Source organism: Xenophilus azovorans DSM 13620, from assembly GCF_000745855.1.
In the GTDB taxonomy this organism is placed as follows: Bacteria; Pseudomonadota; Gammaproteobacteria; order Burkholderiales; family Burkholderiaceae_C; genus Xenophilus; species Xenophilus azovorans.
Genome location: NZ_KN050766.1, coordinates 375,367 through 392,697 on the forward strand (window position 1 = coordinate 375,367; position 17,331 = coordinate 392,697).

At 70.3% G+C, this 17,331-nt stretch carries 20 protein-coding genes; 11 read left to right on the plus strand and 9 right to left on the minus strand.

Annotation, left to right across the window (positions count from 1 at the left end; translation table 11 throughout):
• Nucleotides 1–96 precede the first annotated feature (96 nt).
• Nucleotides 97–1,503: a glycosyltransferase family protein gene (locus tag Q392_RS28200; protein ID WP_038216602.1), complete on the plus strand. Its 1,407-nt coding sequence runs from the start codon at nucleotides 97–99 to the stop codon at nucleotides 1,501–1,503.
• Here Q392_RS28200 and Q392_RS28205 read toward each other — a convergent pair whose 3' ends face one another.
• Entirely contained in the window at nucleotides 1,504–2,640 is a 1,137-nt protein-coding gene (locus Q392_RS28205) for an iron-containing alcohol dehydrogenase (protein WP_038216605.1), read from the minus strand.
• A 69-nt stretch (nucleotides 2,641–2,709) separates the two neighbouring features.
• On the opposite strand from Q392_RS28205, the gene Q392_RS28210 reads away from it, so the two are divergent.
• From Q392_RS28210 to Q392_RS28220, 3 genes are read left to right on the plus strand one after another with little or no spacing between them, the layout of a single operon-like run.
• Nucleotides 2,710–3,597 (plus strand): 2-keto-4-pentenoate hydratase, encoded by an 888-nt coding sequence (locus Q392_RS28210; RefSeq protein ID WP_038216608.1) that lies wholly within the window; start codon nucleotides 2,710–2,712, stop codon nucleotides 3,595–3,597.
• Between the two features lie 26 nt (nucleotides 3,598–3,623).
• Nucleotides 3,624–4,541, plus strand: coding sequence for an alpha/beta hydrolase (locus Q392_RS28215; RefSeq protein ID WP_084217475.1), 918 nt, complete (start codon nucleotides 3,624–3,626; stop codon nucleotides 4,539–4,541).
• Nucleotides 4,538–5,416 carry a YbgC/FadM family acyl-CoA thioesterase gene (locus Q392_RS28220; protein WP_038216628.1) on the plus strand — a complete coding sequence of 293 codons (879 nt, stop codon included), beginning with the start codon at nucleotides 4,538–4,540 and terminating at the stop codon, nucleotides 5,414–5,416. Before Q392_RS28215 ends, Q392_RS28220 begins: the two co-directional genes overlap by 4 nt.
• 16 nt (nucleotides 5,417–5,432) lie before the next feature.
• Here Q392_RS28220 and Q392_RS28225 read toward each other — a convergent pair whose 3' ends face one another.
• Complete coding sequence (locus tag Q392_RS28225) at nucleotides 5,433–6,260, minus strand: hypothetical protein (protein ID WP_038216633.1); 828 nt, start codon at nucleotides 6,258–6,260, stop codon at nucleotides 5,433–5,435.
• Between the two features lie 101 nt (nucleotides 6,261–6,361).
• Complete coding sequence (ygfZ, locus tag Q392_RS28230; RefSeq protein WP_038216636.1) at nucleotides 6,362–7,303, minus strand: CAF17-like 4Fe-4S cluster assembly/insertion protein YgfZ; 942 nt, start codon at nucleotides 7,301–7,303, stop codon at nucleotides 6,362–6,364.
• An 82-nt stretch (nucleotides 7,304–7,385) separates the two neighbouring features.
• On the opposite strand from ygfZ, the gene mltG reads away from it, so the two are divergent.
• From mltG to Q392_RS31565, 7 genes are all read left to right on the plus strand, one after another.
• Entirely contained in the window at nucleotides 7,386–8,381 is a 996-nt protein-coding gene (gene mltG / locus Q392_RS28235; protein WP_038216641.1) for an endolytic transglycosylase MltG, read from the plus strand.
• Between the two features lie 2 nt (nucleotides 8,382–8,383).
• The gene (gene tmk, locus Q392_RS28240; protein WP_038216646.1) at nucleotides 8,384–9,025 is read left to right on the plus strand and encodes a dTMP kinase; all 642 of its coding nucleotides are present in this window, start codon (nucleotides 8,384–8,386) and stop codon (nucleotides 9,023–9,025) included.
• Entirely contained in the window at nucleotides 9,022–10,041 is a 1,020-nt protein-coding gene (locus tag Q392_RS28245; protein WP_038217414.1) for a DNA polymerase, read from the plus strand. The genes tmk and Q392_RS28245 overlap by 4 nt, the downstream gene beginning before the upstream one ends.
• Nucleotides 10,038–10,409 carry a PilZ domain-containing protein gene (locus tag Q392_RS28250; RefSeq protein ID WP_038216650.1) on the plus strand — a complete coding sequence of 124 codons (372 nt, stop codon included), beginning with the start codon at nucleotides 10,038–10,040 and terminating at the stop codon, nucleotides 10,407–10,409. The genes Q392_RS28245 and Q392_RS28250 overlap by 4 nt, the downstream gene beginning before the upstream one ends.
• A gap of 96 nt (nucleotides 10,410–10,505) precedes the next feature.
• The gene (locus Q392_RS28255; RefSeq protein WP_038216653.1) at nucleotides 10,506–11,312 is read left to right on the plus strand and encodes a TatD family hydrolase; all 807 of its coding nucleotides are present in this window, start codon (nucleotides 10,506–10,508) and stop codon (nucleotides 11,310–11,312) included.
• Complete coding sequence (locus Q392_RS28260) at nucleotides 11,309–11,989, plus strand: ankyrin repeat domain-containing protein (protein ID WP_038216657.1); 681 nt, start codon at nucleotides 11,309–11,311, stop codon at nucleotides 11,987–11,989. The genes Q392_RS28255 and Q392_RS28260 overlap by 4 nt, the downstream gene beginning before the upstream one ends.
• 100 nt (nucleotides 11,990–12,089) lie before the next feature.
• Nucleotides 12,090–12,539, plus strand: a complete 450-nt coding sequence (locus Q392_RS31565) for a helix-turn-helix domain-containing protein (protein ID WP_051954034.1) — start codon at nucleotides 12,090–12,092, stop codon at nucleotides 12,537–12,539.
• A gap of 321 nt (nucleotides 12,540–12,860) precedes the next feature.
• On the opposite strand, the gene Q392_RS28270 is transcribed toward Q392_RS31565, so the two are convergent.
• The 6 genes from Q392_RS28270 to Q392_RS28290 form a co-directional block, all read right to left on the minus strand.
• Nucleotides 12,861–13,712: a zonular occludens toxin domain-containing protein gene (locus tag Q392_RS28270; RefSeq protein WP_051954035.1), complete on the minus strand. Its 852-nt coding sequence runs from the start codon at nucleotides 13,710–13,712 to the stop codon at nucleotides 12,861–12,863.
• The gene (locus tag Q392_RS28275) at nucleotides 13,712–14,032 is read right to left on the minus strand and encodes a hypothetical protein (RefSeq protein ID WP_038216660.1); all 321 of its coding nucleotides are present in this window, start codon (nucleotides 14,030–14,032) and stop codon (nucleotides 13,712–13,714) included. The genes Q392_RS28270 and Q392_RS28275 overlap by 1 nt, the downstream gene beginning before the upstream one ends.
• The gene (locus Q392_RS33240) at nucleotides 14,032–15,405 is read right to left on the minus strand and encodes a hypothetical protein (RefSeq protein ID WP_157008395.1); all 1,374 of its coding nucleotides are present in this window, start codon (nucleotides 15,403–15,405) and stop codon (nucleotides 14,032–14,034) included. The genes Q392_RS28275 and Q392_RS33240 overlap by 1 nt, the downstream gene beginning before the upstream one ends.
• A gap of 2 nt (nucleotides 15,406–15,407) precedes the next feature.
• On the minus strand, nucleotides 15,408–15,647 hold the full coding sequence (locus Q392_RS28285; protein ID WP_038216666.1) for a hypothetical protein: 240 nt from the start codon (nucleotides 15,645–15,647) through the stop codon (nucleotides 15,408–15,410).
• A 492-nt stretch (nucleotides 15,648–16,139) separates the two neighbouring features.
• Nucleotides 16,140–17,039 (minus strand): rolling circle replication-associated protein, encoded by a 900-nt coding sequence (locus Q392_RS32480; RefSeq protein ID WP_245610849.1) that lies wholly within the window; start codon nucleotides 17,037–17,039, stop codon nucleotides 16,140–16,142.
• Entirely contained in the window at nucleotides 17,036–17,263 is a 228-nt protein-coding gene (locus Q392_RS28290) for a hypothetical protein (RefSeq protein WP_157008397.1), read from the minus strand. The genes Q392_RS32480 and Q392_RS28290 overlap by 4 nt, the downstream gene beginning before the upstream one ends.
• Nucleotides 17,264–17,331: the final 68 nt, after the last annotated feature.

Genomic DNA, 17,331 nt, shown 5'->3' on the forward strand with positions numbered 1-17,331 from the left:
AGGCCTGCGCACGGAGGTCATGCAGAATCGATGCAAGCCTTTTCCGCAACATCGCACTGACCGGCCACGCCTGCCGGCATGGGCACCGGAAGATCCATGCACATCGTCCTGTCCTTCTTCTCGACGCGGCCCGTCGAGGGCCTGGAGCGCAACCATGCCGGCTATGCGCAGGCCCACGGCTACGAGCACGTGGTCGTCGACGGCACGGGCGTCTTCGGCGAGCGGCAGGGCGTGCTGCACCGCTATCACGCCATCTACCAGCAACTCCTGCGCCTGCCCGACGGCGGCCTGCTGCTGGTGCTCGACGCGTTCTCGGTCGTGTACGCCCCGCACGACCTGGCGGCCGTGGCGCAGGGCCACGACGCAGTCGTCAGCAGCCAGGGCCAGGAAGTCGCGCTGCCGACGCCCAGCGGGATGATCCTGCGCGCCACGCCGGAGATCCGCGAACGGGTGCGCGCACTGGTGCTGCGCCTGTCGCGCTGGGCGATGTACCTGCCCGATTGCACCGCCATGGCCGAGGTCGAACTGCTCGGCCAGGCGTTCCCGGTCCACCCATTCCACGAGCGGCTGCGCAGCGGGCACTTCGCCTCGGTGCAGACCGTCTGGCAGAACGGCAGCGCCCTGGACAGCCTGCACGACGCCGCGCCCCTGGTCGCGCACAACGCACCCGAGTGGGAACGGCGCGACGGGCTGTGGCGCCCCTCGCCGAGCTACGACTTCCGCTACGTGCAGGCGCTGCTGGAAGAGGCTTCGGCGCGTGCCAGCGGCACCCCGCTGCGTCCGGCCCAGGCGTCGGAGGCGGCTGCCCGTGCCGAACGCGCGCCCGCGCTGCACCTCAACGAGGGTGCGCAAATCGCCTTCGTGACCCTGCACACGCACCACATCGCGGGCTACGCCGACCTGCACGAGCGCAGCCTGTCGGCCTACTGCCGCCGGCACGGGTACGCGTACCACGCCTATCGGGAAGCGCCCGGCTTCCTGCCCGGCGACCTGCGCGCCAGCGCCGGCAACTGGGCCAAGGCGCACCTCGTGCGGCACCACCTGCCGCAGCACGAGTTCGTGTTCTGGATCGACGCCGACATCCTGGCCGTCGACCAGGCCCAGCCGGTCGAGCCGCTCGTCGCGGACCGCGAGTTCATCATCGGCACGGACCACTGCGCCTGGCCCGTCAACAGCTGCATGTTCGGCCTGCGCCGCACGCCGGCGATGCAGCATCTGGCCGACAGGATGTGCGAGCGCATCGAATCGACGCCGGACCGTTCCTCGGTCTATGCCAGCGGCGGCGACCAGCAGTTGATCATGGAGACCCTGATGGAGTTCAGCATGATCGACGCGCGCCATGTCGTCGACGCGATGACGCTGGGCGTGTCGCCGATCTACGCGACGCGCTCGCACCGCTTCGTGCACTTCCCGGCGCAGCTCAACCACTACCGCGCCGTCACCATGGCCGTGTGGGACCGCTGGAGCACGCGCGCCTGCGGCGACGGCCCCGCCGCCGCCTGATCACATCGAGCTGGCCAGCATCTCCCGGTAGTCCTCGCGCGAGGCCAGCCGCGGGTTGGTCGTGTGGCAGTGGTCGGCCATCGCGCCGTCGATGATCTTCTCGAACATGGCGTCGGTCACGCCCACTTCCGCCAGGCCGCGGGGCAGGCCCAGGCGGGCGTTCATGTCGCGGATCGCCTCGGCGATGTCGCCCGGCTGGTCCAGGTGCATGGCGCGCGCCATGCGCTGCAGGCGCTGCTCCTTCTGCACCGACTCGGCGCCCGCGTTGAAGCGCACCACCGCCGGCAGGAACAGGGCGTTGAGCGTGCCGTGGTGCAGCCGCGGATCGATGCCGCCCAGGCTGTGGCTCAGGCTGTGCACGCAGCCCAGCCCCTTCTGGAAAGCCATCGCGCCCTGCATGCTGGCGCTCATCAGGTTCAGGCGCGCCTCGCGGTCGCTGCCGTCCTGGGTCGCCCGCTCGATGTGGCCCCAGGCGCGCTCCAGGCCGTCGAGCGCGATGCCGTCGGCCGGTGGGTTGAAGGCGGCCGACATGAAGGTCTCCATGCAGTGCGCGATGGCGTCCATGCCGGTGGCGGCCGTCAGCCGCGGCGGCAGGCCCAGCGTGAGCTCCGGGTCGCAGATGGCGGCCTTGGGCATCAGGAACCAGCTATGGAAGCCCAGCTTGCGGTGGTCGTCCACGATGACGATGGCGCCGCGCGCCACCTCGCTGCCGGTGCCGGCGGTGGTGGGCACGGCGATCAGCGGCGCGACGCGGTCGGTGATCTTCGGCGAGCCGCCCTCGATGGTGGCGTAGGTCTTGAGCGGCCCCTCGTGCGTGGCGGCGATGGCCACGCCCTTGGCGCAGTCGATGGCCGAGCCGCCGCCCACGGCGATCAGGCCGTCGCAGCGGCCGCCGCGGTAGACCTCCACTGCGGCGCGCACGGCCGCCTCGGTGGGGTTGGAGGGCGTCTGGTCGAACACGGCCGCTTCGAGCCCGCCGAGGGCCGCGAGCGTCCTGTCGAGCAGCCCGGCGGCGCGCACGCCGGCGTCGGTGACCACCAGCGGGCGCGCGATGCCCACGCGCCGGCATTCGTCGGCCAGCAGGCGCAGCGCGCCGAACTCGAACTGGATCTGGGTGAGGTAGTTGATGAGGGCCATGGGGCAGGGCGGTCGAAAAGATGAGGCGATACGATGCGAGCCGCCCAATCTAACAAAGAGGAGCTTTCCATGCGCCCCGCCCAAACCCTCGCCGTTGTCGCGCTGGCTACAGCCTTCGCCGCACTGCCGGCCGCCGCGGCCTGCCTGAGCGACGCGGAAGTCGACGCGCTGGCCGGGGCCATCGCCGCGAAGACGCCCGCCGACACGCCCGAGGGCCTCTCGGAGGCCGACGCCGCCTGCACCCGTGCCGCGCTGAACCGGCGCCTGGCCGCGCGCCACGGCGCCGTCGCCGGCTACAAGGCGGGCCTGACCAATGCCGCCGTGCAGAAGCGCTTCAACTACGACAAGCCGGTGTGGGGCGTGCTCTACCAGGACATGCTGCTGGACACGGGCGCGGTGGTCGATCCGGCCTTCGGCGCCCGCCCGCTGTACGAGGCCGACATGCTGGTGCGCGTGAAGAGCGAGGCCGTCAACCAGGCCAGGACGCCGGCCGAGGTGCTGTCGGCCATCGACCAGGTCATCCCCTTCATCGAGCTGCCGGACCTCGCGGTGCAGGCGCCGCCCAAGCTCAACGGGCCCGGCGTGGCGGCCATCAACGTCGGCGCGCGGCTGGGCGTCAAGGGCGTGCCGGTGGCGGTGCCGCAGGACGAGGCCGGCCGCGCCGCCATGCTCGATGCGCTGCAGGGCATGACCGTGCGCCTGAACGACGGCCGGGACGGCAAGGAACTGGCCCGCGGCAAGGGCAGCGACATCCTCGACCACCCGCTCAACGCCGTGGCCTGGCTGGCCGAGGCGCTGGGCAGGGAAGGCCTCTCGATGAAGCCGGGCGACCTGATCAGCCTGGGCTCCTTCTCGCCGCTGCTGCCGCCCCAGCCGGGCCTGAGCGTGCTGGCCACCTACGACGGGCTGCCCGGCGCGCAGCCGGTGGTCGTGAACTTCGCGCCTGCCCGGCCGTGAGCGCGGGCGCCGGGCTCACGGCCCGCATGGCCGGCGTGGTCGAGCGCATGGCGCGCGCCGGCCACCCGCCGCTGGATGCGCTGTCGCCCGACGAGGCCAAGCGGGCCTACGAGAAAGGCGCCGGCGTGCTCGAAGTGCCGAAGCCGCCGCTGGCGCGCGTCGAGGACTTCGCCATCCCCGCCCGCGACGGCGCCGCGCTGCCGGCGCGCCTGTATGCACCGTCGGCCGGGCGCCTGCCGCTGCTGCTGTACTTCCACGGCGGCGGCTTCACCGTCGGCAGCATCGCCACGCACGACACGCTGTGCCGCGTGCTGGCCGCGCAGTCCGGCTGCGCGGTGGCGTCGGTGGACTACCGACTGGCGCCGGCGCACCGCTTCCCGACCGCCGTGCACGACGCCTGGGACGCCGTGCAGTTCATCGCGGGGCAGGGCGGCAGCACGCTGGGCCTGGACACCGCACGGCTGGCCTTCGGCGGCGACAGCGCCGGCGGCACGCTGGCGGCGGTGTGCGCCATCCTGGCCCGCGACGCCGGCCTGCCCGTCGCGCTGCAGCTGCTGTTCTATCCCGGCACCGGCGCCTGGGCCGACACCGACTCGTACCGCCGCTTCGCCGACGGGCCGGTGCTCACCCGCCGCCTGGTCGACTGGTTCTTCGCGCAGTACATCGACGACGCCCAGCGCGAGGACTGGCGCTTCGCGCCGCTGCTGGCCGACGACGTGGAAGGCGTAGCGCCGGCCTGGATCGGCCTGGCCGAGTGCGACCCGGTGGTCGACGAGGGCATCGCCTACGCCGACAAGCTGCGCCTGGCCGGCGTGCCGGTCGACCTGGAGATCTACCGCGGCGTGATCCACGAGTTCCTCAAGATGGGCCGCGCCGTTCCCGAGGCCCTGAGCGCGCAGGCCGACGCCGCGCGCGCACTGCAATCCGCTCTTCTTCACCCATGACCGACCCACGACCCGACCCCACCCGCGCCGACTTCCGCTTCTTCCACCGCCTGCGCGTGCGCTGGGCCGAGGTGGACATGCAGAAGATCGTCTTCAACGCCCACTACCTGATGTACTTCGACACCGCGGTGGCCGACTACTGGCGCGCGCTGGCAATGCCCTACGAGGAGGCCATGCACCAGCTCGGCGGCGATATCTTCGTGCGCAAGGCGACCGTGGACTTCCGCGCCTCGGCCCGGCTGGACGAGGTGCTGGACGTGGGGATGAAGTGCGCGCGCATCGGCAACTCGTCGATGCTGTTCGAGGGCGTGCTGTTCCGGCGCAACCAGTACCTGGTGGGCTGCGAGCTGCTGTACGTCTTCGCCGACCCGGCGACGCAGACCTCCCGGCCCGTGCCGGATGCGCTGCGCGCTGTGCTGCAGGGCTACGAGGCCGGCGAGCCGATGACCGAGGTGCTGACCGGCGACTGGGCCGCGCTGGGCGAGGGCGCCTCGGCGCTGCGCCGGCAGGTCTTCATCGAGGAGCAGGGCATCCCGGCGGCCGAGGAGTGGGACGCCGCGGACGCCACGGCCGTGCACGCCGTGGCGCGCAACCGGCTCGGCCAGGCGATCGCCACCGGGCGCCTGCTGCCGGCCGAGGACGGCGTGGGCCGCGTCGGCCGCATGGCCGTGCACCGCGTGCTGCGCAACGGCGGCCACGGCGAGGCGGTGCTGCACGCGCTGGAGAACGCCGCCCGCGCCCGCGGCGACCGCGCCGTCACCCTGAGCGCCCAGCGCGACGCCGAGCGCTTCTATGCGCGCTCGGGCTACGCGCCGGCGGGCGAGCCCTTCGAGGAAGTGGGCATCCCGCACATCGAGATGCGCAAGGCGCTGTGAGCGCCGCCGGCCGTCATCAGTATCGCGGCGGGTCCGGCACGTAGCCGGCCGGGGATGCAGGAAAAGGCAAGGGCGTCGGCGAAGGGCGCGGCACCGGCGCCGGGATGATGCCCGCCGCCACCAGGTTCCCCCGGCTGTCGTAGCGGATGCGCAGCAGCTCGTCGGGCCGGTCGCTGCGGCGCTCGAATTCCGTGTGCGTCACCCACGACGTCTCGCGCCGGCCGTGGCCGGTGCCCAGGCCGGGCGCCGCCTTGCGCGAGGCCATCGCATCGGCCGCCGCGCCGGCTTCCGGCGCAGGCGGCGCCTCGGCTTCGGCACGCTGCTCGCGCTGCAGCGCGGGCGGCGGGGCCGGCACGGCCACCGGCTGCGGCCGTTCGCGGAACACGGCGACGCCGATCACCCCCACGTGGTCCGGCCGGCCGGTGCGACTGGCATAGGAGCGCGCGACGGCGGTGAACTCGAAGGCGGCGATCTCCGAGTCGCTCTTGCGCCAGCCGACGATGTCGGCGCGCTGCCCGGCGTCGAGGACGTAGCCCGTCTGCTGCACGCCGGCCGTCTCGCCGCTGAGGATGTTCACGCCGTCGACCGATATCACGGCCATCAGGCGCTCGCCCTGGCGGTTGTGCACGCGGATCGCATAGCGGACGCCGGGCCGGCCGGCCACCCATAGCTCGCCGCCGTGGCGGTAAAGGGGAAGTTCGCGCCCGGTGGCGCGGTCGACCACGCTCATCTGCAGCCACCGGCCGGCGCGGGTGTCCGGCGCCGGCATGCGCAGGGCGTGGGCGGGCAGGGCGGCGGCGCCGGCGGCCAGCGCCAGGGTGCCGAGAAGAAGGCGGCGATGCATGGAACGGTCCTTTCGCGTTGAGGGAGGGATGTGCCTTGCACGGCGCAGCCCTGCGAAAGGGGTTCGGGATCGTCGAAAAAAGTGCGCCGCCGCCTGCCGGGTCAGATGTCCTGCAGCAACGGATAGGGCAGCGGCTCCAGCCGGAGCACCGGGCCCTGCGGCGACGCGGCATGCAGCGCGCCGGCCTCCAGCGCCGAGGTCTGCATCGACACCAGCGCCGACCAGCCGCCGCCCGGGCCGGCCGCGGCCTGGACCACGGTGCCCACGGGCTGCTGCGGGTCCGCCTCGGCGAACACCTCCTGCCCGGCGGCCAGCGGCGCATCGGCCTCGACCAGGTAGGCGCGGCGCTTGAGCGTGCCGCGGAACTGGCTGCGCGCCACCACCTCCTGGCCGGGGTAGCAGCCCTTCTTGAAGTTCACGCCGCCGACCGATTCGTAGTTGAGCATCTGCGGCACGAAGGCCTCGACCACCGGCGCGCTCAGCGTGGCCACGCCGCTGCGCACCTCGCTCCAGGCCCACAGGCCTGCGTCGAGCGCCGGCGCCTGCGGGGCGGGCGTGCCCTCGGGCGCGAGCCACAGCGCGCGCGGCACGCCGTCGGCCGGGTACAGGGCGATGACGTGGGCCGGGCCGGCGGCTGTGCAGGTGCCCGGCGCGGCCAGCGGATCGGCGCCGGCCGAAGAGATGGCGGCGCCGGCCAGCCCGCGCACGGCGAATTCGGCGCTGGCGTCGCTGAGCCTGGCCTTGGCGCGCAGCACGTACATCGACAGGCGCTTGAGCGTCGGCGCGAGCAGGTCGCGGCTGCACACCAGCAGCACCTGCTCCGGCACCGGCCTGATGCCGATGAAGCTGGCCAGCATGCGGCCCTTGGGGCTGCACAAGGCGGCCAGGCGGGCCTCGCCGGGCTTGAGCAGCACGAAGTCCTGGGTCAGCTGGCCATGCAGGAAGCCGGCGGCATCGGGGCCCTCGGCGCGGATCACGCCCAGGGTGTCGAGGGGAGGCGTCACACCCTGCAGCATCACGGGGTTCGGGGAGGCGGCGGTCATCGCTGAATTATCATGACCGGCTCCTTCCAGCAGGCGCCGCAGGGCCTTCCCGGGCTGCCTGCCGATCGCCGACCCGCCTGCCGTGCGCCGCTTCTTCCTCACCCTGTTCCTGCTCGCCTCGCTGGCCGTGCTCGCCGCCGGCGCGGCGGCGCTGTGGTGGGTGCACCGGCCGATCGCGCTGCCGGCGCCGCAGGTCGATCTCTCGATCGAGCCCGGCACCACGCCGCGCGGCGTGGCGCAGGCCGTGGCCGCGACGGGCGCCGGCGTGCATCCGCAACTGCTGTACTGGTGGTTCCGCTTCTCGGGCCAGGACCGGCAGATCCGCGCCGGCAGCTACGAACTCGAAGCCGGCCTGACCCCGCGCACCCTGCTGGCCGTGCTGGTGCGCGGCGAGGAGGCCACGCGCAGCATCGTGCTGGTGGAGGGCTGGAACTTCCGCCAGGTGCGCGCCGCGCTCGCCAAGGCCGAGATGCTGCGACCCGACAGCGCCGGCCTCCCGGACGAGCAGCTCATGCAGCAGCTCGGCCGGCCCGGCGTCGCGCCCGAGGGCCGCTTCTTCCCCGACACCTACACCTACTCCAAGAACTCCAGCGACGTCGCCCTGCTGCAGCGCGCCATGCGCGCCATGGACCGCAAGCTGGAGGCGGCCTGGGCCGCCCGGGCCGACGACCTGCCGCTGAAGTCCGCCGACGAGGCGCTGATCCTGGCCAGCATCGTCGAGAAGGAGACCGGCCGCGCCGCCGACCGCGCCGAGATCGCCGGCGTCTTCGCCAACCGCCTGCGCATCGGCATGCCGCTGCAGACTGACCCCAGCGTCATCTACGGCCTGGGCGAGAAGTTCGACGGCAACCTGCGCCGGCGCGACCTGCAGGCCGACACGCCCTGGAACACCTACACCCGGCCCGGCCTGCCGCCCACGCCGATCGCCATGCCGGGCAAGGCGGCGCTGCTGGCCGCTGTGCAGCCGGCGCGCCACCGCTCGCTGTACTTCGTGGCGCGCGGCGACGGCACCAGCCACTTCAGCGAGTCGCTGGACCAGCACAACCGGGCCGTCAACAAGTACCAGCGGGGGCAATGAGGATGACGCGCGGCCTGTTCATATCGCTCGAAGGCATCGACGGCGCCGGCAAGTCCAGCCACATCGACGCGCTGGCCGGCCTGTTCGAGGCCGCCGGCCGCACCGTGCGCCGCACGCGCGAACCCGGCGGCACGCCGCTGGCCGAGACGCTGCGCACGCTGGTGCTGTCGGAACCGATGGACCCGCTGACCGAGTCGCTGCTCGTCTTCGCGGCGCGGCGCGAGCATGTGGTGCAGGTGATCGCACCGGCCCTGGCGCGCGGCGAGGTGGTGCTGTGCGACCGCTTCACCGACGCCACCTTCGCCTACCAGGGCGCGGGGCGCGGCTTCGACACCGGCGTACTGGCGACGCTGGAGGGCTGGGTGCAGGGCGGGCAAGGGCAGGGCGGCGCCCTGCTGCAGCCCGACCTGACGCTGTGGTTCGACCTGGCGCCGGAGATCGCCGCCGAGCGGCTGGCCGGCGCGCGGCTGCCGGACAAGTTCGAGGCGCAGCCGGTCGAGTTCTTCCGCCGCGTGGCCCGGGGCTATGCCGACCGCGCCGCGGCCGATGCGGCGCGCTTCGAGCGCATCGGCGCCGACGCGCCGCGCGAGGCGGTCCGCACGCAGGTAGCAGCGGCCGTGCGCCGCCGCGGGTGGCTGGCGTGAGCGTTGCGCCCCTGGCCCCCTGGCTGGCCCGCGCCTGCGACGAACTGCTGCGCCAGCGCGGCCATGCCTGGCTGCTGCACGGTCCTTCCGGCCTCGGCCAGTACGAACTGGGACTGGCCCTGGCGGCCGCCTGGCTGTGCGAGCAGCCCGCGCCGCACGGCGCCTGCGGCCACTGCCCGAGCTGCCACGCCATCGCCGTGCGCACCCATGCCGACCTGGCGGTGCTGATGCCCGAGGTCGACATGCTCGAGCTGGGCTGGCCGCTGGGCGAGAAGGCCCAGGCCGACATCGACGACAAGAAGCGCAAGCCCAGCCGCGAGATCCGCGTCGAGGCGATGCGCGATGCGGTCGGCTTCGCCCAGCGCACCAGTGCGCGCGGGCGCGGCAAGGCGGTGCTGGTCTATCCGGCCGAGCGGATGAACGCCGTCACCGCCAACGCCCTGCTCAAGACGCTGGAGGAGCCGGCCGGCGACGTGCGCTTCGTGCTGGCCAGCGAGGCCGCCTGGCAGTTGCTGCCGACGATCCGCAGCCGCTGCCTGGGCTACGCGCTGGCCTGGCCCGCGCCCGACGAGGCGCGCACCTGGCTGGAGGGGCAGGGCATCGCGGCCGGCGAGGCCGAGGCCCTGCTGCGCGCCGCCGGCGGCCGCCCCGATGCCGCCCTGCGCCTGGCCCGCAACGGCCCGGCGCCCCAGGCGTGGCGGCTGCTGCCCAAGGCCCTGCTGCGCGGCGAGGCCGCGGCGCTGGCCGGCCAGGCACCGTCCGCCGCCATCGAGGTGCTGCAGAAGCTTTGCCACGACCTGATGGCCGTGCGCGCCGGCGCGGTGCCGCGCTTCTTCGACCTTCAGGACCTGCCGCCCGCTCCGCCGGCGGCGCCGTTGGCGCGCTGGTGGCAGTCGCTGGCGCGCGCGGCGCGCACGGCAGAGCATCCATTCAACGCCGGTCTCATGACGGAGTTCCTTGTGAGCGAGGCCCAGGCCGCCCTAAACTCGGCGCGCGCCGCACGCCCCAGACCATGAACACGCCCGCCGCCCCCGCAGCCCATCCCCCCCGTCCCAGCGTCATCCAGTTGGCGATCAAGGAGAAGGGCGCGCTCTACGCGGCCTACATCCCGCTGTTCGCCGAGGGCGGCGTGTTCATCCCGACCTCGCGCGAGTACCGGCTGGGCGACGACGTCTACGTGCTGATCACGCTGCCGGACGATCCGCAGCGTTATCCGGTGGCCGGCAAGGTCGCCTGGATCACGCCGCAGCGCGCCGCGGGCAACCGGTCGCCGGGCGTCGGCATCCGCTTCCCCTCCGACGAGAAGTCGCGTCAGCTCAAGGCGCGCATCGAGGAGGCGCTGGGCGGCAGCATGGCCTCCGACCGGCCGACACAGACCATCTGAGCCCGCCGGCACGCGGCCCGGCCGCGGCGCCTCGACAATGACGCTCATGCCGCCGGCGCCGGCCTGGTGCGCCGGCCGCCTGCCATTCCTCCTCCGATGTTCACCGACTCCCACTGCCACCTGAGCTTTCCCGAGTTGCTGCAGGACCTGCCACGCATCCGCGCCGACATGGCCGCCGCCGGCGTCGACCGGGCCCTGTGCATCTGCACCACGCTCGAGGAATTCGACGACGTCCATCGGTTGGCGTCCGATTACGACAACTTCTGGGCCTCCATTGGCGTCCATCCGGACAACGAGGGCGTTCAGGAGCCGACCATCGACGACCTGGTCGAGCGCGCTGCCCGGCCCAAGGTGATCGCCATCGGCGAGACCGGTTTGGACTACTACCAGATGGACGAGCGCAAGGGCGGCCGCAGCGTCGCCGACCTCGAGTGGCAGCGCGAGCGCTTCCGCACCCACATCCGCGCCGCGCAGCAGGTGCGCAAGCCGCTGGTGATCCATACGCGCGAAGCCTCCGCCGACACGCTGCGCATCCTGCGCGAGGAGGGCGAGGACGGCGGGAGCAGGGCGGCCGGCGGGGTGTTCCACTGCTTCACCGAGACGGCCGAGGTGGCGCGGGCGGCGCTGGACCTGGGCTTCTACATCTCCTTTTCCGGCATCCTGACCTTCAAGAAGGCCGAGGAACTGCGTCAGGTGGCGGCCTTCGTGCCCATGGACCGCATCCTGATCGAGACCGACAGCCCCTACCTGGCTCCCGTGCCGTACCGCGGCAAGACCAACACGCCGGCCTACGTGCCCTACGTCGCCGCGCAGATCGCCACGCTGCGCGGCATGCCGGTGGAGGCCGTGGCCGAGGCCACCAGCCTCAACTTCGAGACGCTCTTCAGGGACATCCATTCATGAGAATTCACTTCAAGAAATTCGCATATCTCATTCTGGCATCAGGAATTTATCTCTCGGCTCATGCCACACCGGCGGACGACTTCTTCCGTGCCGTGATCAGCGACAACCCGGGCGCCGTCGAGCGCCTGATCGAGCGCGGATTCGACCCCAACACGCCGGACGCCAAGCAGCAGCGCGGCCTGGTCATTGCCCTGCGGGAGCCGTCGCCGCGCGTGGCCAAGGTGCTGATCGCCTCGCCGAAGACCGACGTCGATGCCGCCAACGGCAGCGACGAGACGCCGCTGATGATGGCTGCGCTGAAAGGCCGCAAGGAGTTCGTCGACCAGCTGCTGGCGCGCGATGCGGCCGTCAACAAGACCGGCTGGGCGCCGCTGCACTACGCGGCGACCTCCGGCCAGGTCGAGATCATGAAACTGCTGCTGGAGCGCTACGCCTTCATCGACGCCCAGTCGCCCAACGGCACCACGCCGCTGATGATGGCCGCCATGTACGGCTCGGCCGAGGCCGTGAAGCTGCTGCTGGACGAAGGCGCGGACATCACGATGAAGAACCAGCAAGGCATGACGGCGCTGGACTTCGCCCGGCGCGGCAACCGGCCCGACGCGATCGAGCTGCTGAGTGCCGCGGCGGCCAGGGCGCCGAGGGCGGCGAAGCCGGCAGGCGGTGGCCGCTGGTAGCGGCTGCCGGGCTGACGAATACACATCGATGAGAAATACAATGTGTATTATGTCAAATGGCTGAGACGCCTGCGCCGCGCGATCATGGCGGCTTTGTGCCATGTTCCGCGCCCCCTCGCCGGCACACCTGCCGCCCTTTGACCTGATGTGCCAGGACCTGGGCCTGCCGCCCGCCAAGATCGCCCGCTACCTCGGCGTCACCGAGCGCACGCTACGGCGCTGGCGGCATCGAGGCGCGCCCCGGGCGGCACATCTGGCCCTGTACTGGGAATCACGGTTCGGCATGTCGGCGCTCGAGGCCGAGCGCGGCAACCTCATCGCGCACTATCACGCGCTCGCTGCGATGCGGCAGCGCGAGCTGCATCAAGCTTGGCGCATGATCGCTTTGATGGAGGCAGAACGATCGGACCCTGCGGCCAACTCTCCGTTCCTGGGGGACGAACCTCGCTGGGATGATTCGGACTCGGCCGATATCCAGGCTCCCCAGGGCACGGGCCGAAGCGCCTGCCCGTACACGTATTCACTGCCTTTTCCGCGCAAAGCTGGTTGATCCGGTCCTGCCCCATGTAGGACTGCGCGGACGCCAGGACCGGGGCCAGGGAGAGAACGAGCGGGAGCCATCGCATGCGGCGATGGTATGCGAGGCCCCCGCGCCTTCGGCGGTCTGTTCTGCAAGCACGAATCGCCTTCCGTGGCTTGCCGCTGTCCTGCCTCGCGGTGATTCATCCTGGCTTGCATCGGCCTCGATGCGCCCGGCCTGCATGTCCAGCTTTCGCCTTGCCTACCGGTCGAAGCTTCCAGCCACTAACCGGGAGACTCGCCATCTTGGACCGGCCAGCATGGGGCGCTGCCCCATACCCCGAACCCCGGCCTACAGGAAGCCCCGCGCGATGCAGTACCGCGTCCAGCGCACCGATTCATGGGCCGGCAGACGCGCCAGAATCACCGCCAGCGGCTTCTTGGGCAGCGGCTGGGGCCTGGGCCTGGGTTCGGGCTTCTTGACACCCAGGATGCGCCGGAGGCCCGCCATCCAGCCGGCTTCGATGGGCTTCCAGTCCCACGGCGGCAGGACGCAGTGCGCGCCGTGCGGGTAGCTGGGTGAGAACACCTGCCGCGTGTCATAGGCCGCGTGCAGGCCCTTGCCCACATACTGCCACCGCTCCGCGACGATGGCCCCGGCCCCGTAGCCGACACGCGCCGTCGCCATGTGGAACTTGGGCAGGTAGGCCCATCGCTTGTTGAACACGCCCAGGACGTGGCCGAGGATCGGGATTTTGATGCGGTCGCCACGCATGCACCGGACCTGATACTCGATCAGGGCTTCGCGCACCTGCTTGTCGATCATGCCGGCGTCCTGCACGATCAGGTAGACGTCCCACCCCAGCTTACGCGCATGGATAAGCCAGTCCAGCACGTGCGCGCGGTCCTTGTCCTGAAAGCTGCGCGCGTTGAGCCAAGTGCCCAACTCATCGAGGATGAGCACCCCGTTACGGTCTTCATCGTAGCTGTCCGGGTTGCCGTGGCCGATGGCTTCGAGGTCCAGCGATGACGGCTTGTCCGGGATGCGAACGTAGTTGCTGCGACCGAACGGGTTCAGCACCTCGCATTTCAGATCGACGTTGCTGGCGACCCTGCGGCCCTCGAATAGGGCTTGCTGCGCGCGCCACACGGCGAATTTGGTCTTCCCGGTGCCCAACTTGCCCTCGACGCTGTAGACGGGCATCAGGCGCTCGCGGTGGCTTCGGTGATGCGCAGGTGCGCGCGATACGCGGCACACGCCAGCCAGCATAGGACGTAGCTCGCAAGGCAATCGCCCGCGACAGGCGGGAATGCCAGCCCGAGCGCCTGACCGTAGCCGGTGGAGAACATCGCCGAGAGCATGGGCGACACGATGCTCTGAAACGCCAGCATCAGCGTAGCAGCCGCAACCCCGAATGATGTGATCGTCGCGGCCAACGTGACGGCTTTGCGCGTGGCGTCCTTCGCCAGCCCGCCGAGCAGCGAGCCGAACAGGCCCATGAACAGTTGCGCGAGTAACGGCATCAGCTACCTCCTCTCACCGTGCGCCCGACCATGCCGATACAGGCCCAGGCAGTGACCATGAGCCACACAATGCTCATGATGTCGTGGATGACACTCTGCCACCGGCAGAAGTTGACCGAGAACTCGTAGCCGTCCATATCGAGCGGCGTGCAGCCTGACGGCAGCGAGAAGCCGAAGCCCCAGCCGCTGAACCAGCCCTTGGCCGTGTTCTCGGCATTGTTGAGTGCATCCTGCTGCGCTTGCTTTAACTCGTTCACGCCGTCTTCGAGTTGCTTGTTCTTCGGATCGCCGGGCGTGCCTTTCTCGTTGATCTTCACCGTGCACTCGGGCTGACCCGGCGCTCCGCATGCTTCCTGTTCTTCGCCCTCGCCGGGCTTGTTCGTGTTGCCGGTGCCGCTCGACGCGCCGCCAGCGCCGCCGCCGCGACCGCCCTGGGCGGCACCCGATGGTCCGCCCGCGTTACCGCCGTTGCCTGTTGACGGCGTACGCTCCCCAGGCGACTTGCCCACATCCTGATCCGGCACTTTGCCAGAAGGCGGATTGCCCGCCCTCGGCGTGCCATCGCTCCTCGGCACACTCACCGTATCAACCGGCTTCTGAGCAGTCCCGTAGCATCCAGCAACGCCGCCCACCTCACCTACATAGCCCGGACAATCAGGCTCGGGTGCCGCTGGGTTATTCGCATCTTCCGGCCCCAGCGTACAAGCCGCACCGTTACCCGTAGCTTTGTACGTGGTCGAATTCCTATACAGGCCCTGCGCATTCGGTGTCTGCGAAATGGACGCGTCCACAACGTCATAGCCGACCTCATAGCCGCACCCAGCCTCACACAACGTCTTGCCGAATGAATATTCAGGACCCCCGCCAATCCAATTGAAATCGTTATCGTTGGGCGTCCGCGTCCACCCCGTGGTTGACGTTATCTCAATGGTCTTCCCAATGGTCGAATTGCATTGACTCGCCACGCACTGCCCGCCCTGCTCTGCATAGCCGGCGTTGCACTGACAGCCGCCCGATACCGCCGTGCTGTTCGCCGGGCATACCGACGACGCGCGGCTGATGACCTTATAGACGCTCGATCCACCAACCGTAGATATCCGACACGTCCCATAGTTGCCGCCACCAACAACACCGTCCCGCGTCGGATAGCCGCTCCACGTGCCTTGAGCGATATCCATCCACTCACTACAGGCGTCAACGTTCGTGGAGTGGTAGCCCGTGCGGGGCGACGTGAGCCCCAAAAACGTGTGCTGATCTACATAGTAGGCATTCGTCAACGGAGGGATCAACGCATGCGCCGGCATCGCCCACACGAACAGCACCGCCGCGACGATGCGCAGCAGGGCGCGGATGTGCTGTTCGGTGGCCCGCATGCTTAGCTCGCGCGCGGAATCTTCTTGACGTACTTCACGCCCACCAAGAACACCACGGCGACGGCGGCGAGGCCGACCAGGGCGCCGCCGTAGGCTTCCACCTTCGTCGTGATGGTGTCCACCGCCGCATCGAAAGGATCGGTGGCCTGGGCGCGCGCCGCCAGGGCCAACGGCAGGGTCATCACAGCCGTGGTCACCTGCGGGCCATACTTGCGCACAACGGCGCGGGTCTTCTCGATCATCTTCACTTCTCCTACCGGGTGAACCGACCCGGCCACGGTGCGGCGATATGCCGACTCAGAGGACGTTGCCGATGGCACGCACCCACGCTGCAGCCTTGCCAGCCGCAAAGCCCGTGACATACATGCCGGCAGCAGCGCCGATTAACTTGAGAATCACAGCAACGTCGAACATCACACCATCCTGTTGCCTTGGCCGTAACCGACGCAGAAGACGATGAAAAGCACCGTCCAGTAGATGGCTTGCACCACGTCTGCCGCGTTGCTCCAATCCATGCTCATCGCGGCCTCCATTCGTGCGGAGGCCACTTCGCAGCCTCCAAGTTCCGGTCATGCCACCACTGCGCTGACGCAACGGGGGGCGTTTGCGAGCAACCCCACAGCGCCGCGATGAAGAACGCGAATGCCCACCAGCCCTGACCGCTCATGCCCTGCCCTCCTTCCACGCGCAGCACCCGCTACGCGTGCGCAGCGCGCGCGCGTCGGGCCAGTCGATCAGTGAAGGACGCGTGCGCATGCATCGCCCTCCCCTACACCCGGGAGCCACGAAAAAGGCCCCGATGCGTCAACACGTCGCGGGCATTCACGGACTCGAATAAAGCAGCTGTAACCGCCACCCGTTGGCGCCCACTCAGACCGGAGAAGCTCCCCGGTGTCAGCATTGAGATAGCCGCCTCCCTGCGCAGGCTTGAAGGCGTCTCCCACCGCAGCATTGCCCTGCACATACGCAGGCCACAGACACCAGCGCCGAATAGCAGCGCCCACAGCATCAAGCCCGCCGCAACCGTGTATGCGTGCTCCACGGGGGAACCCTCCTACGTTCTTCGTCTGGACCTTCGAGGCGTACTTCATGAGATAGGCGACGGGCGCCGTCGCCTTGAGCGTGTTCGTGCTGCCGTGGGGCCACCAGCCTTTGCGGTCGGCATGGGGCATGCGCACGCCAGCGGGGAGGAAGAACACGGCGTGGTAGTGGATGACGCCGCGCTGCTGCAACTCGGCCACCCACACGTAGCGCAGCTTCTGGCCGGGGCACCGATCCTTGAACCACAGCCGCACCTTGCGGATGTAGTCGCTGACGTGGCGCGGTTGCCAGTCGTCGTTATTGCCCCGGTAGGTGAGGGTCACCATGACGTTGTTTTCGCCGGTGCCCTCGCTGAGATTCAGGTGGCACTTGCTCGCAACGCCGACCGCCTTGCGCAGACGGGTAACGCGCGCTGCCGCGCGGTCGATAGTGATGCACCCTTCCGCCCACTGCATCGCGGTCGGAAGGGCCGCAAGACCACTTGTTGATACTGAGACAAGCCCGCGCGCTGCGCGCGCCTCGTGCGACTCCCAGGCCGCGAGGAAACGGGCCTGCGATGAGGCCCGAAGGGTGGCGACGGCGGCGACGTTCATGCCTTGCGCTCCGCTTCAACAGCCGCCGCCGTCACCGACACCAGCAGCAGCACAACCGCCGCGAGGACGGGGCCGACGAACATCCACCAACGCCACTCACTGAGCGCGCCCAGCGCCAGGAAGGACGCGAACCACGCGAACAGCAGCGCGATCCACTTTGTCAGGCGGATCACAGCGGCCACCCCAACCACGACGCAAACGCAATCGCCGTGCAGAACAGCCACAGCAGCACGCCAATCACAGCGACCACTCCAACCACAGCACAGCCGCAGTCACGCCGACGATGAACAGC

What these genes read in the sequence shown, in the direction of transcription:
- Q392_RS28200 (WP_038216602.1), top strand. Translation starts at nt 97, where the DNA reads ATGCACATCGTCCTGTCCTTCTTCTCGACGCGGCCCGTCGAGGGCCTG.
- Q392_RS28205 (WP_038216605.1), bottom strand. Translation starts at nt 2,640, where the DNA reads ATGGCCCTCATCAACTACCTCACCCAGATCCAGTTCGAGTTCGGCGCG.
- Q392_RS28210 (WP_038216608.1), top strand. Translation starts at nt 2,710, where the DNA reads ATGCGCCCCGCCCAAACCCTCGCCGTTGTCGCGCTGGCTACAGCCTTC.
- Q392_RS28215 (WP_084217475.1), top strand. Translation starts at nt 3,624, where the DNA reads ATGGCCGGCGTGGTCGAGCGCATGGCGCGCGCCGGCCACCCGCCGCTG.
- Q392_RS28220 (WP_038216628.1), top strand. Translation starts at nt 4,538, where the DNA reads ATGACCGACCCACGACCCGACCCCACCCGCGCCGACTTCCGCTTCTTC.
- Q392_RS28225 (WP_038216633.1), bottom strand. Translation starts at nt 6,260, where the DNA reads ATGCATCGCCGCCTTCTTCTCGGCACCCTGGCGCTGGCCGCCGGCGCC.
- ygfZ (WP_038216636.1), bottom strand. Translation starts at nt 7,303, where the DNA reads ATGACCGCCGCCTCCCCGAACCCCGTGATGCTGCAGGGTGTGACGCCT.
- tmk (WP_038216646.1), top strand. Translation starts at nt 8,384, where the DNA reads ATGACGCGCGGCCTGTTCATATCGCTCGAAGGCATCGACGGCGCCGGC.
- Q392_RS28250 (WP_038216650.1), top strand. Translation starts at nt 10,038, where the DNA reads ATGAACACGCCCGCCGCCCCCGCAGCCCATCCCCCCCGTCCCAGCGTC.
- Q392_RS28255 (WP_038216653.1), top strand. Translation starts at nt 10,506, where the DNA reads ATGTTCACCGACTCCCACTGCCACCTGAGCTTTCCCGAGTTGCTGCAG.
- Q392_RS28260 (WP_038216657.1), top strand. Translation starts at nt 11,309, where the DNA reads ATGAGAATTCACTTCAAGAAATTCGCATATCTCATTCTGGCATCAGGA.
- Q392_RS31565 (WP_051954034.1), top strand. Translation starts at nt 12,090, where the DNA reads ATGTTCCGCGCCCCCTCGCCGGCACACCTGCCGCCCTTTGACCTGATG.
- Q392_RS28270 (WP_051954035.1), bottom strand. Translation starts at nt 13,712, where the DNA reads ATGCCCGTCTACAGCGTCGAGGGCAAGTTGGGCACCGGGAAGACCAAA.
- Q392_RS28275 (WP_038216660.1), bottom strand. Translation starts at nt 14,032, where the DNA reads ATGCCGTTACTCGCGCAACTGTTCATGGGCCTGTTCGGCTCGCTGCTC.
- Q392_RS33240 (WP_157008395.1), bottom strand. Translation starts at nt 15,405, where the DNA reads ATGCGGGCCACCGAACAGCACATCCGCGCCCTGCTGCGCATCGTCGCG.
- Q392_RS28285 (WP_038216666.1), bottom strand. Translation starts at nt 15,647, where the DNA reads ATGATCGAGAAGACCCGCGCCGTTGTGCGCAAGTATGGCCCGCAGGTG.
- Q392_RS32480 (WP_245610849.1), bottom strand. Translation starts at nt 17,039, where the DNA reads ATGAACGTCGCCGCCGTCGCCACCCTTCGGGCCTCATCGCAGGCCCGT.